The 12,767-nt window shown below is 61.4% G+C and carries 10 protein-coding genes; 2 read left to right on the top strand and 8 right to left on the bottom strand.

The features are described 5' to 3' along the window. Positions 1 to 107: 107 nt before the first annotated feature. The 8 genes from IPI01_14925 to IPI01_14890 all read right to left on the bottom strand — a co-directional run bounded on the left by IPI01_14925 (position 108) and on the right by IPI01_14890 (position 10,418). Positions 108 to 914, bottom strand: coding sequence for a PEGA domain-containing protein (locus tag IPI01_14925; protein ID MBK7259060.1), 807 nt, complete (start codon positions 912 to 914; stop codon positions 108 to 110). Continuing rightward, a complete protein-coding gene (locus IPI01_14920) occupies positions 911 to 2,050 on the bottom strand; it encodes a PQQ-binding-like beta-propeller repeat protein (GenBank protein MBK7259059.1) in 1,140 nt (379 codons plus the stop codon). The genes IPI01_14925 and IPI01_14920 overlap by 4 nt, the downstream gene beginning before the upstream one ends. Beyond that, positions 2,050 to 4,878: a PD40 domain-containing protein gene (locus IPI01_14915; GenBank protein MBK7259058.1), complete on the bottom strand. Its 2,829-nt coding sequence runs from the start codon at positions 4,876 to 4,878 to the stop codon at positions 2,050 to 2,052. Before IPI01_14915 ends, IPI01_14920 begins: the two co-directional genes overlap by 1 nt. A 325-nt stretch (positions 4,879 to 5,203) precedes the next feature. Next, complete coding sequence (locus tag IPI01_14910) at positions 5,204 to 6,256, bottom strand: bifunctional phosphoglucose/phosphomannose isomerase (GenBank protein ID MBK7259057.1); 1,053 nt, start codon at positions 6,254 to 6,256, stop codon at positions 5,204 to 5,206. 51 nt (positions 6,257 to 6,307) lie between these two features. Then, positions 6,308 to 8,074, bottom strand: a complete 1,767-nt coding sequence (gene ptsP / locus IPI01_14905; GenBank protein MBK7259056.1) for a phosphoenolpyruvate--protein phosphotransferase — start codon at positions 8,072 to 8,074, stop codon at positions 6,308 to 6,310. 1 nt (position 8,075) lies between these two features. Next, positions 8,076 to 8,342, bottom strand: coding sequence for an HPr family phosphocarrier protein (locus IPI01_14900; protein ID MBK7259055.1), 267 nt, complete (start codon positions 8,340 to 8,342; stop codon positions 8,076 to 8,078). A gap of 7 nt (positions 8,343 to 8,349) precedes the next feature. Then, a complete protein-coding gene (locus IPI01_14895; protein ID MBK7259054.1) occupies positions 8,350 to 9,366 on the bottom strand; it encodes a polyprenyl synthetase family protein in 1,017 nt (338 codons plus the stop codon). Next, positions 9,363 to 10,418 (bottom strand): type 2 isopentenyl-diphosphate Delta-isomerase, encoded by a 1,056-nt coding sequence (locus IPI01_14890; GenBank protein MBK7259053.1) that lies wholly within the window; start codon positions 10,416 to 10,418, stop codon positions 9,363 to 9,365. The genes IPI01_14895 and IPI01_14890 overlap by 4 nt, the downstream gene beginning before the upstream one ends. Before the next feature lie 155 nt (positions 10,419 to 10,573). Between IPI01_14890 and IPI01_14885 the strand changes: the two genes are divergently transcribed. After that, a complete protein-coding gene (locus IPI01_14885; GenBank protein ID MBK7259052.1) occupies positions 10,574 to 11,551 on the top strand; it encodes an NTP transferase domain-containing protein in 978 nt (325 codons plus the stop codon). Positions 11,552 to 11,587: 36 nt separating this feature from the next. Beyond that, positions 11,588 to 12,730, top strand: a complete 1,143-nt coding sequence (locus tag IPI01_14880; GenBank protein ID MBK7259051.1) for a methionine adenosyltransferase — start codon at positions 11,588 to 11,590, stop codon at positions 12,728 to 12,730. Positions 12,731 to 12,767 lie beyond the last annotated feature (37 nt).

The raw sequence follows: 12,767 nt of genomic DNA, 5'->3' as shown, positions 1-12,767 counted from the left end.
GGCTGGGCATTGGTGATTGCATGTCCGGGCGTACGACCGCTCGCATTGCCTCAATATAGAACGTGCACGAGTGAAAGTCAAGAATGATAATGGGTTACGGGAGGGTACTATTCCGTGATCAGGAGATAGGAGAGAACGATGATCCCTGCCTGGGCGAAAGCAAGGGATACCCCCGCCAGGGTGTCCAAACGCTTCCGCTCGGAGGCCAGACCAGGATCTCCGCTTGCCAGATAGGCTTCCTGCTTTTCATCGGCAGAGATCTTGAAATAGGCGGCCCCGATCCCGGCCAGGATCGAGACCCCGCCGCTCACGAAGAGACCAACTTTGCGCGCATCCCAGGGATGGACAGGCAGAAGAACGGTGGGGGCTTCGCCGGGCTCCCCCTGCCAACTTCCCTTCAACGCCAGGGTGAGGGCCGTCTCCCCGGTCAGGGCGGAAGGCAGAACCGGCATGGGTTCGAATCCCTTCAGTCGCAGCTCCAGACGGGCGTCTTCCCGAATATCGGAGGGCTTGAGCAACAAGGGGGTGATACCTGCCAGCGAATCATTGATGAAGAACTCCGCTCCTGCAGGATCACTGTGGAGCGGGATGAAGGCCCGGAGCCGGTACGAAACCGTGCGGGTCTGGCCCGGCAGCACGTGCACCGTATCGGTCGCGGCCTGGACGGACCACTCCTCAGGTCGTGGAGGCAGGACCCTGAGGACGTGGATCCCGGGGAGCACTGCGTTGAGAACGAGGGGCGTGTTCCCCACGTGCACCGTGTCGAGGTATACCGCCGCGCTGTCAAGGTCAGAAGTCACTGCGAGCCGCGCCGTCAGCACCGAGTCGGCGGGGGAAGCCCCCACCGCAATGTTCGACGCGAGCGTGAGGACACAAGCTGTCAGGGCGAGGGCAGTGCTTCTTCCGGATCTCATCGTGCACCCCGGAACGATCGTATGATGCGTGTGTCCTGTGCGATGAAGACGCGGCCGAGCCCTCCGATGGGTGTCGTCTTGATCCGGCCATCGGTCGTTGTGCGCCAGATGATCTCGCCGGTCGATCGCTTGAGGGCGATGAGCTCCTTCTTCAGTGTACCGGCATAGATGACATCGCCGGCCCCAAGGAGTCCTGCATCAACGGGGGACCGGAGGTCGGTGTTCCAGCGTGTGGCCCCTGTGGCAGGGTCCATCGCGACGATATGTCCGCCGGTGGTGCCGACGATCACGGCAGCGGAGTCGGCGACCGCGGCACCATAGATCGACGACCCGGGCTTACCCGACCATCGGAGAGAGCCGGACCTCAGGTCGACGGCCACGAGATCGCCGTTCAATGTGCCAACATAGACGGTGCCGTCATGAATGACCGGTGTCGCCTGGATGGGCCCACCCGATGTGACGCGCCAGCGCATCGTGCCGGTCAGCGCATTGCAGCAGTACAGGGATCCGTCGTCAGCTCCGAAGACAATGGAACTGTCCTGGCCTGCAGGTGAGGACCGGATCCCCTTCAGCGTGGTATTCGACGGAAGAGCAAAGCTCCACATCTTTTCGCCGGTCCCCAGGGAAAGGCACGTGAGGACCCCGTAGACGTTCGCGGCATAGATGGATGTTCCCAGCAGGAGGGGAGATCCGTGGACGTCGCCCCCGGAGAACCGCCAGCGGATCCTCCCCTCGACAAGATCGTATGCGACGACGGATTCGCGTCCTCCGGCAAGTGCCACGATGGCTCTCGAGCCGGCGATCACCGGCGTTCCCTGTATCGCGCCGCCGAGGGCGACCCAGCCGAGACGTTTGCCGGTGGCGGCATGGAGGGCGTAGAGCTCCCCGCGCAGATTCCCGATGAACAGGATACTGTCCACGAGACACGGCGCGCCGTCGCCAATGCCGGCGGTGACGTCCTCATCCCATTCGGGTGAAAGAGGAGGAGGAGGAACATCGTTCAGGTTGTTGTTGCGCGACGGGCTTCCGCCGAGCATGAGGATGCCCGACTCGGGGTGGCGTGGCGGTCCGGCAAGTTTCAGCCCGCCGCATCCTGCCAGCGCGACCGCGATCCCTATGACCAGTGCCCTGCGCATCAGAAGTCCCATCCAAAGAAGAACTGGTGGAATATCCCATCCTGGAAATGCGTGAAGTTGTCCTCGATACGCTTTCCGATGTCATACCGCAGTACGAGCACACCCCCGAGATTCACCCTGATGCCGCCGCCGGCGCTGCCCAGGGTCTGACCGTACTCCCGGTCCCAGGCTCCGCCCGCATCGAAGAACAGCGCACCGCGGAAGGAGAAGAAGCTCAGGCCGAAGAAAGGGAACCGGACGGAGAGTTCATCGATGAACGGGAAGCGCAGCTCGTGGCTGGTGAGCCAGAGTTTCTCGCCTCGTATGCTCCATCGTTCCCATCCGCGGAGGTCCCAGCTGCCGCCCATCACGAATCTGCGCGATTCCTTGCCGTGGTTGTAGAAGAGCCAGAAGCGCGAGGCGAACGCGCTCCGCTGCGAGAGGCGTGCATAGTGCCTGTAGTCCGCGATGACGGAGAAGTAGTTGACATTGGAATACTGGATGTCCGACGTATAGGCGAGGGTGAGATTGAAGCGGGTCCCATCGAGCGGCCCGCTCGGGCCCCAGAGCGAGTTGTCGTGCGTGAAGGCGATCGAATTCGAAAGGAGCAACGCCTTCCGTTCTTCGAACGTGCCGTCGATCTCGCGGTTGGAATTGCTCAGGCTGAGGCCGGTCTCGAGCCGCTCGAACTTCGTCAGCGGATAGCTTGTCGCGAAATAGCCGCCGAAGACACGCTCGTAATAGAACTCTTCCCTGGCCGAGAGATCGTACCGGCGGCCTGTGAACCGGTAGATCCCGTATGCGAAGCTGGTGCGCTGGCTGAGGGAGACGCGGGAGATCGCAATATTGAAGCTGGACAGCAGTTCGTCCTGGGATTGTGCAGTATTATAGAGAAGGAAGTAGTACTGGTCGTTCCCCAGGACATCGCTCAGGGCCACGAAGGCCCCGCCGGCGGTCCCGAAGACCGGGTCGGTGGAGATCGCGCTCTGCGCCACATCCAGACTGTAGTCGCCGCGGTATTTGAGGCGCTGCACCTCGGAGTGGGCCGAGAGCATCGTTGCTTCCCACGGCCGGGTGCGGTCCATGAGGTCAAGGGTCCGCACGGTGGTGGATGTGTCGAAGACCGCCCGGGCATTCTTCAACGACGCGATGCGGAAGCTGAATTTCTCGAACGTCGTGAATACCAGCTCGCCATTCGATGTCCAGGTCGGGTCGAATGCCGAGGTGACGAATGCGGACACGCGCGTCATGCTGCGGATCCCCCCGGAGAACCGTCTCGTCATGTCCATCATCCAGATATTGCTCGTCCCCTCGATGTCGGACGTGAATGCCAGAAGGGAACCGTCGCGCGACCAGGCCGGCGAGCTGTCGCTCCACGGGCCGCATGTGAGGTACGAGATGTTCCCGTTGGTGAGATCGTACAGGAACAGATTGTACCGCCCCCTGTCGCCGTACGTGGTACGATCGGAACTGAACACGAGGGTGTCGCCGCGCGGCGACCACGCCGGGTCGCGGTCGTCATAGTAGTCGTTGGTCAGGCGGCGCAGTGAGCGCGACTCCGTATCCAGGACATACAGATCGTTCTGGCCGCCCTTGTCGATGGCCGAAAAGGCGACGCGCCGTCCGTCCGCCGACCATGAGGTTGAACCGATGCTGACGAGGCCGGCGAACCGGAAGCTTGTGACGAGTTCGTTGGCGCGGACGTCGTAGAGGTGGAGGGCATCGCGCTCGCCGCTCTTCGTTGCAAAGGCCAGGAGTCCGCGGGCCGAGACATCGATCCCGCTCTTGAACGGATGGAATGCCTCGAATTCATCCGATCGTTCCCCTTCGATCACATTGACGGCATCCGCTTCGGGGTTGGGGTCGTCCAGGTTCTTCCGGAAGATCCCTGTGTACCCGGTGCGGTTGCCGATGAAGTAGACGTCGCGTGTCGAGTCGTGTTCGAACACCACGGGTTTGGCATTGAATCCATCGCGTGCGATGCGGTGGGTGACCTGGCTTGGCTGGTCGTGTGATGCGAGGAGCGGATAGTATTCCTTCTTGAGGCTATAGAGCCACTCCTCGTCGAACTCCTTGAACGTCTTGCCGATCGTGATGCGCAGGACGTCGCTGAAGGAGGGTTCCTTCCAGAAGTTCTCCATGAGCAGGAGGATCTTCTCCTCGCCGTACTTCCGGCCAATGTAGGTCAGCGCCTTCTGTCCCTCTTTGTACATCAGGAACGAGCCATAGATGCGGCCCATATCCTCGAGTCCGACCGCGATATCATTGAGCACGGCATCGCGCATGACCATCTCTGCCTGGGCATCCCATGCGGTCGACCAGTACTCTGCAAGGCCTTCGATGAACCACAGGGGCGGGTAGCGGTCCTGTGTCTTCCGGTGGTCCACAAGGACGCGGCTGACCTTGCTGTGCATGAAGACATGGACGAGTTCGTGGCGTATCACATGCCGGAACTGGTAGACCGAGCCATCGGAAGGTATGACGACGCGCCCTTTGAGGAACTCGAAGAACCCGCCGACGCCTTCGGGGATGAAGCCGCCCGTGGTGTTCGTTTGCTGAAAGTGGAGGTGTGAGCTGTAGAGGATGAGGGGGACGCGCATGTTGAGGGAGTGGTTGAACTTCACTTCCAGATCACGGTACGCCTCCTCGGCAAAGAACGCTCCGCGTTCCGCGAGGTCCTTCATTTCGGGATAGTAGTAGATATCGAAGTGCTCGGTCTTGAGCACATGCCAGGCAAAATCGGTGTACTGCACCTTGTTCCGCCCGAAGTAGAAGAACTGGGCGGAGAGGGTGGAAGGGAGGATCAGGAGAGCGAGGAGAATGATCAGATTGACAGACGTACGCGTCATGGCCGGCCCGACAGTTTCCGTAGGCTCCTCAGGGTACCGTGACCATTGTAGAGAGTTTCCGAAGAACTTGCAAGGCGTGGAGCGAAGTGGTCGGTGGGAATGCGACGAAATGGACCACGCTGTGGCATCCGTGCCACGCGCTCATGAAACAGCAAAGCCCGGGAACAACCCGGGCTTCGCTTTGCGTCATTATCGATTATCCATTATCCATGGATAATGGATAATCAAGTCCTCTACCAAGAGGTTCCACTCCGGAAGACCGTCGCCACAAAGATGAGTGCCACGGTGAATACGGCCACGCCCAGAGCGATATAGTGTTGCTTCCTCATTTCACCTTCCCCAGCTCATTTTTGAGATGATTGATCACCGCCACCGGCGTCGGGTCTTCCTCGTGGAGGATCGCCATATAGTAGCTCACCCAATCGCCCAGGTACAGCAGCGAGAACATGCGGGCAAGCAGGCTCGTTCCTTCGCTCCACACGTCCGTGCAGTGTTCGGTCTGGCGTGCGATGATCTCTTTGGTGATACCCATGCGGATCTGCACGCGGGGGTGGTCCTGCTTGTCTCTCAGGAACAACACGTGCATGTCCGCCATAGGTTCCGTCAGCACCTTCCAGCCGACGAGCTCATTGTGGTTCATCTCCGGGAGGACATGGCCGAAGGCGAGGGATTTCGCGTTCTCGGCGATCTGTCCGCGCCAGCGGGTGTTGATCGCGTCGAACCGTTCCGTGGAGGAGTACGTGATCACGAGGCGGTTCTTGAGTTCCTGGGCCAGGGCGAGGGCGGGGTTCTGCGCGGGATCGGGGAGGGTATAGACCGCCGCCTTCGACTGGAGAAGGGTGACCGTTTCTTTGATATCCTTCGGGCGGTTCTTGATGAAGCCGAGTTTGATCAGGGCGAGGAGCAGCGGGAAGAACGAGTAGCCGACGGCGGCGCGGGGCGGGAGGCCGCCGGGGACCTTGATGAAGGGCGACTTCATTTTGAGCGCGAGTTTCTCGGCGATGCCGTTCGACGAGATGACCAGGATACGCGCCTTCCGCTTGATGGCTTCGCGGTGCGCCGTGTTCGTCTCTTCGGTGTTCCCCGAATAGCTCGAGATGATCACGAGGGTATCGGGTCCGACGAAGGCGGGCAGGGTGTAGTGCCGGTTGACGATGATGGGTACGCCGATCTCGCCGCCGAGGTACGACCGCAGCAGGTCACCGCCGATGGCGGACCCGCCGAGTCCGCACACCACGATGTTCTTCACGCCGGTCACCTTCATCTTGACGGTGGCCTTCGCGCCGATCTCCAGTGCTTCCGCCACCTGGGCGGGGAACTCGCGGACGAGTTTGAACATGTTCGCCCGGTCGATCCGTGCAATCGCTTCATTGATCATACGCTTCTTCTCTCTGTTTCGCTGTGGTCTGTTCTCGTTACGTTCACTTCTTCACTGCTCTTCCAGCGGGATCTCCGGCACGCGGGTCCTGGTGATCGACGACAGGTATTCCCTGATCTCCCGCTCCCCGGTCATCATCAGCACCTTTTCGGCGACGCGGTGCGCGTCGCGCTGGCGGATGGAGCGGATGATCTTCTTGATCTCGGGGAGGACGGGCGGGATGACGCTGAGCTCGTCCACGCCGAGGCCGACGAACAGGACCGTGGCCACCGGGTCGCCGGCCATCTCCCCGCAGATGCCGACCCACTTGTGTTTCCGGTGTGCGGCCTCGACCACAAAGTGGATCATCCGTACGACGGCCGGATTGAACGGCTGATAGAGCGTTGCCACGGAATCATTTCCGCGGTCGACGGCCATCATGTACTGCGTGAGATCGTTGGTGCCGATGCTCAGGAAGTCGACCTCTTCGGCGATCTGTTCTGCCATCAGCGCGGCGCTGGGGACCTCGATCATCACCCCGATCTTCATTTTAGGATCGAAGGGGACGCCGGCCGCTTTCAGTTCGGCCTGTGCCTGATGCACGAACTCCCTGGCGCGGTGCACTTCCTCGATCGTACTGATCATCGGGAACATGATGCGCACATTCTTCCGGGCGCTGGCACGGAGGAGGGCCCGCAGCTGGGCTGTGAAGATGTCCGGACGGTCCAGGAGGACGCGGATGCCGCGCCAGCCGAGGAACGGGTTCTCTTCATGGTGCGCATCGGGTGCGAGTTTGTCGCCGCCGATGTCGAACGTGCGGAAGAGGACCGGATGGGGGTACATTGCTTCCGCCACGCGGGTGTAGAGTGCCGTCTGCTCCTCTTCGCTCGGATAGTCCGCGCGGCCGATGAGCTGGCTTTCGGTACGGAACAGTCCGATCCCTTCCGATCCCTGCACCCTGGCGAACTCGACCTCCTCGGCGAATTCGATGTTCGAGGAGAGCTCCACCTTCGCCTTGTCGATGGTCACGGCCGGCAGTCCGGCGATGTCGGTGAGCTGTTCTTCGAATGCGCGGAACTTCGCGGCTTTCGCCTCGAGGTGCTCGATGGTGGCGGGCGACGGATTGATGATCAGGTGTCCGGCGTATCCGTCGATCGCGACGGCATCGCCGGTCTTGATCAGCCTGGTCGCGTTCCGGAGTCCGACCACTGCGGGGATCTTGAGCGACCGTGAGAGGATCGCGGCATGCGACGTGACGCCGCCGAGGTCGGTGGCATACCCGAGGATCTGGTTCCTGCTGAAGATGACCGTGTCTGCCGGTGCGAGGGTCTCGGAGACGATGATCGATGCCCCTTCCAGGCGCGAGAAGAGTTTCTGGTCCTGGATGTTGCGGATGATCCTGTTCATCACATCGTCGACGTCATGCGCGCGTTCATGCATGTACTCGTCGGTGGAGGCGAGCATCAGGTGCTTGTACTTGCTGATCTCATCGGAGACGATGTGCTCGGCGTTCTTCAATTCCCCGGCGATCCGTTGTTCGATGGTGCCCATGAGGATCGTATCGGAGAGGATCATGATCTGTGCTTCGAAGATGACCGCACTTTCGGAGCCGAGTTTCTGTTCGGCGAAGGCGAGGACCTTCCGCAGTTCCTTTTCGGAGCGGGCGTTGGCGGTCCGGAGGCGTTCGAGTTCCGCGGGGACCTCGTCCGCCGTGATCGCACGCGCGCGGACCTCCGGGATGAGTTTGGAATAGTGGTAGGCGCTGCCGCAGGCGATGCCGGGTGCGGCGGCGACCCCTTTCAGGATGATCTCGTCCGTGTGCTGCGGGGTGTCGGTCATGTCAATTCTCCCCGAATCCCTGCTCAAAGAGTTCGACCACGGCCTGCGCCGCGGCCTCCTCGTCTGCGCCGGTGAAGATCAGGTCCAGGGTGGAGCCCTGCTCGGCCGCGAGGGTCATGACGCCGATGATGCTCTTGCCGTTGATCTCGAACATGCCTTTCCGGATCGTGAACTCCGCGTGAAAGCGCGAGGCGGTCTTGACGATCGCTGCGGCCGGACGGGTATGGAGTCCGGCCTTGTTGACGATAGTGACAGTACGCTCGATCATGCCGTGCTCAGGATGACCTGTGGACGAGAGCTCCGGCAAGCCAGTGGAGCGTGGAGCGTGCGGATGACGCGGGGAGGATGCGCAGCGCGTTGACCGCGCGGACCGTGTTCTCCATGACCTCCCGCCGTGTCTCTTCGATGACGCCATAGCGCTCATAGACCGCGCGGGTGCGTGCGACGAGTGTGCGCCGGTGTGCGATGCTTTCCGGCCGCGATGGCGGGGCGGTCTTCCTGCGCATCACCCGGTCGAGCAGTGTTCTGTCGGCCCCGCGTGCACGCTCGCGTGCGCGCAGCAGCAGATAGGTCCGCTTTCCCTCGATGATGTCGCCGCCGATCGCCTTGCCGAATTCGCGTTCATCTCCGATGACGTCGAGCAGGTCATCCTGCAACTGGAAGGCACGCCCGAGATGATGCCCGAACCGCCGGAGCGCGGTGATCTGCCGCGGCGTCCCACCGCCGATGTTCCCTCCCAATTCCGCGGCAACGGTGACGAGGCGTCCGGTCTTCTGCTCGATCATCGCGAAGTAATCCGCCACGCGGACATTGTTCCGCTGTTCGTACTCGAGGTCGAGGGATTGGCCTTCGCAGACACCGATGACGCTTGCGGTGAACAATTGTGCGAGCATGGCCGGGTCCGTATGGCGCGTGCGCATGAGGTTTCTGTACGCGATCGCGAGCAGGGTGTCGCCCGCAAGGAGCGCCGTGTTGAGGTCCCAGCGGACATGGACCGTCGGCCGTCCGCGGCGCGTCATCGCGTGGTCCATGATATCGTCGTGGACCAGCGTGAAATTATGCATGATCTCCACCGCCGCTGCGGCATGCAGTGCACGTGATGCGGTTCCCCCCACCGCTTCGGCGCCGAGCAGCACAAGAATGGCGCGGAGGCGTTTCCCGCCGCCGGACAGCACATAAGCGCATGCATCGCGCAGCGAGTGCGGCGAACCGGGGGTGATGAGCGATGCCAGGTGACGGTCCACCCGCTGGCGCAGCAGATCGTAGCGTCGTTCGTGCGGGTTCTGCTTCACTCCCGGCATCTCCTTACGAGTGGTGCGTGTTGTAATGCGGTGATGGTCCGTGATCCGGTCAGGAACATGATGCCCTGCAGTTCCCGTTGCCAGCGCGCGAGCATCTTTTCCAGTGCCGGCCGTCCGCCCTTCGTGAGTTCTCTGATCATCGGCCTCGCCGACGCTGCAAGGTCGGCGCCGAGCGCTATGGCGCGTGCGGCATCCAGGGCCGATGCGATGCCGCCGGATGCAATGAGTGTGAACGGTCGATCGGGTGTTCTCAGTGCCGCGGCATCGCGCACCGCGGTTGCGGTGGGGATGCCCCAATCCCAGAATGTCTCGCCGGAATAACCGTCCGCTCCCCGGAGCAGTTCCACCCCGGCCCAGCTCGTCCCTCCGGCACCGGCGACATCGATGATGCGCACGCCGGCATCGAGCAGGCGTGCCACGACGTCCGCGGAAAGTCCGGTGCCGATCTCTTTCACGATGACCGGGATGGGAAGTTCGCGGACGAGCAATGCGATCCCTGCGAGAACGCCGCGGAATCGCGGGGTACCTTCGGGCTGCAGGAGTTCCTGCAGGGGATTCAGATGAACGGTGAACGCATCGGCGCGGATCAGGTCGATCAATCGCAGCACCGCCGAAGTGTCGCGCATGGTCGCGAGTTCGGCTGCACCGATGTTGCCGACGATCGGGATATCCGGCGCCACTTCCCGTGCCACGGCGAACGTGTGATGATATGACGAGTCTTCGAGTGCCTGCCGCTGGCTGCCGACGCCGAGCGCGATGCCTGCGTGCTGACAGGCGATGGCGAGGTCGCGGTTGATCTTCAGTGCTCCCGGGTAGCCTCCCGTCATGCAGGAGACCATCAACGGCGCGGTCAACGCATGGTTCAGAAAGGTGACCGACGTCCGGATGTCTGCCAGATCGGCCTCCGGTAACGCGTTATGGACGAACTCCCATTCGTCGAGGCCTGTCGCCTTCGTGCGGAATGTGACGTTCTTCCGCACGACAAGGTCGACATGCTGGGCCTTGCGCGCTATGGTACCACGGGGCGGGGATCGTCTGGGCATGCGGTCGGTCTGTCGCTTTTTTCAAGATACATGATTCGCATGCGAATTTCAATCCCGTGCTCTTCGTGATGCGCATCACACGTCCATCGCCGTATGTTGCTTCTGGCGCAAGAGTTATGTACCATGTACTGATTTTTCGACTGGAATGGCCCATTATGCATGCACTCATACCTGTTGCCGGGATCGGGACGCGTCTCCGTCCGCACACGTTCACGCACCCGAAGGTCTTGTTGAACGTCGCCGGCAAACCGATCCTGGGTCATATCATCGACAAGTTGATCGATGAAGGGGTCACATCAGCAAGCATCATCGTCGGGCACCTGAGCGAGCAGATCATTGCGTACGTCCGCAAGGTGTACGCTGGCTTTCCGGTCGACTTTGTGGAGCAGGACATGCCGCTGGGCCTGGGGCATGCGATCTATATGTCGCGGCACGCGCTCAAGGAAGAGCCGGTCCTGATCATACTCGGGGACACCATCTTTGATGTGGACCTCCGACCGGTGTTGAAGAAGCCCGTCACCGCGCTGGGCGTAAAAATGGTCGAGGACCCCCGCCGGTTCGGTGTGGCCGAGATGAACGGCAGCGTGATCACGAGGCTTATTGAGAAGCCCGAGCACGCCACGGGCAACCTGGCGGTGGTGGGTCTCTATCATATACACACCACCCCTCTCCTCCGGGCATGCCTCGACGAGGTCGTCCAGAAGGATATCCGCACCAAGGGGGAGTACCAGCTTACGGATGTGCTGCAGATGATGATCGACCGTGGGGAGCATATGGAGACGTTCCCCGTGGAAGGGTGGTACGACTGTGGCAAGCCGGAGACGTTGCTGTCCACGAACAAGGCCCTGCTGGAAAAGGGGTCGACCTACCGCCCGATGGAGGGCGTGATCATCGCCGAGCCGGTCTATATCGCGCCGACGGCCGTGCTCTGCAATTGTGTCGTCGGTCCGAATACCACCGTCGGCGACGGTGCCGAGGTCAGCGAGTCGATCATCCGTAACTCCATCATCGGGGCGGATTCGCGGGTGAGCAAGGTGTTGCTGGAGAACTCGATCATCGGCAGCGGCGCATTTGTACGCGGCAGTTACAAGCGCTTCAATGTCGGCGACGCTTCAGAACTGGAATTTTACTAATCGTCATTCACGTATCGTTCACAATTGAGGTATCCTATGTCCTACCTGTTCACGTCCGAGTCCGTTTCCGAAGGGCACCCCGACAAGGTGTGTGATCAGATTTCGGATGCAGTGCTGGACGCGCTTCTGGCACAAGACAAACATTCACGCGTAGGGTGTGAAAGTTTTGTCACGACCGGACTGGCGTTCGTGGGTGGTGAGATCACGACCAACGGCTACATCGAGGTGCAGGATGTCGTGCGCAAGGTCATCCGGGAGATCGGGTATACGAAGGCCGATTACCGCTTCGATGCGGAGTCCTGCTCGGTGATCTCGGCGATCCACTCGCAGTCCCCGGATATCGCACGCGGTGTCGATACCGGCGGTGCGGGAGACCAGGGAATGATGTTCGGGTATGCGTCGAACGAGACGCCCGAATACATGCCGATGCCGATCATGTTCGCACACAAGCTGGTGAAACGGCTCGCGGACGTCCGGAAGAAAGAAGCGAAGTTGATGCCGTACCTGCGCCCGGATGCGAAGTCGCAGGTGACCATCGAGTATCATGGCCGCAAGCCGGTACGCGTGCACACCGTCGTGATCTCCACGCAGCACGACCCGGATGTGTCGCAGAAGAAGATCCGCGAGGACGTGATCAAACACGTCATCAACAAGGTCCTGCCGCAGGACATGCTGGATAAGAATACGATCGTCCATGTGAACCCCACCGGACGGTTCGAGATCGGTGGCCCGCATGGTGATGCCGGGTTGACCGGGCGCAAGATCATCGTGGATACCTACGGTGGCCGCGCCCCGCACGGCGGCGGAGCGTTCTCCGGCAAGGATCCGTCCAAGGTGGACCGCAGCGCAGCATATGCGACGCGCCATCTTGCGAAGAACCTCGTTGCATCGGGCCTCGCGGACGAGTGTCTGATCCAGGTGGCCTATGCCATCGGTGTGGCGGAACCCGTGTCGATCCATGTGAACACGTACGGTACCGGGCGCATTCCGGATATCGAGCTCGAGAAAGTGATCACGAAGGAAGTGGATATGACGCCCCGCGGGATCATCAAGCGTCTCAACCTGCTCCGTCCTATCTACCGCAAGACCGCGGCGTACGGCCATTTCGGCCGGAACGACAAGGATTTCGGGTGGGAGAAGCTCGATCTCGTCAACACGATCCTCAAGGCGATTAAATAACGGGACCTCCCGTAACGATCTTATCACAACCAGGCAC

The sequence above is a fragment of the Ignavibacteriota bacterium genome (assembly GCA_016707525.1).
Classification (GTDB): domain Bacteria; phylum Bacteroidota; class Ignavibacteria; order UBA10030; family UBA6906; genus JAGDMK01.
Note: the sequence above shows the minus strand (reverse complement) of the source record. Positions and strands in the feature narration are given on the sequence as shown.

What these genes read in the sequence shown, in the direction of transcription:
- IPI01_14925 (MBK7259060.1), bottom strand. Translation starts at nt 914, where the DNA reads ATGAGATCCGGAAGAAGCACTGCCCTCGCCCTGACAGCTTGTGTCCTC.
- IPI01_14920 (MBK7259059.1), bottom strand. Translation starts at nt 2,050, where the DNA reads ATGCGCAGGGCACTGGTCATAGGGATCGCGGTCGCGCTGGCAGGATGC.
- IPI01_14915 (MBK7259058.1), bottom strand. Translation starts at nt 4,878, where the DNA reads ATGACGCGTACGTCTGTCAATCTGATCATTCTCCTCGCTCTCCTGATC.
- IPI01_14910 (MBK7259057.1), bottom strand. Translation starts at nt 6,256, where the DNA reads ATGATCAATGAAGCGATTGCACGGATCGACCGGGCGAACATGTTCAAA.
- ptsP (MBK7259056.1), bottom strand. Translation starts at nt 8,074, where the DNA reads ATGACCGACACCCCGCAGCACACGGACGAGATCATCCTGAAAGGGGTC.
- IPI01_14900 (MBK7259055.1), bottom strand. Translation starts at nt 8,342, where the DNA reads ATGATCGAGCGTACTGTCACTATCGTCAACAAGGCCGGACTCCATACC.
- IPI01_14890 (MBK7259053.1), bottom strand. Translation starts at nt 10,418, where the DNA reads ATGCCCAGACGATCCCCGCCCCGTGGTACCATAGCGCGCAAGGCCCAG.
- IPI01_14885 (MBK7259052.1), top strand. Translation starts at nt 10,574, where the DNA reads ATGCATGCACTCATACCTGTTGCCGGGATCGGGACGCGTCTCCGTCCG.
- IPI01_14880 (MBK7259051.1), top strand. Translation starts at nt 11,588, where the DNA reads ATGTCCTACCTGTTCACGTCCGAGTCCGTTTCCGAAGGGCACCCCGAC.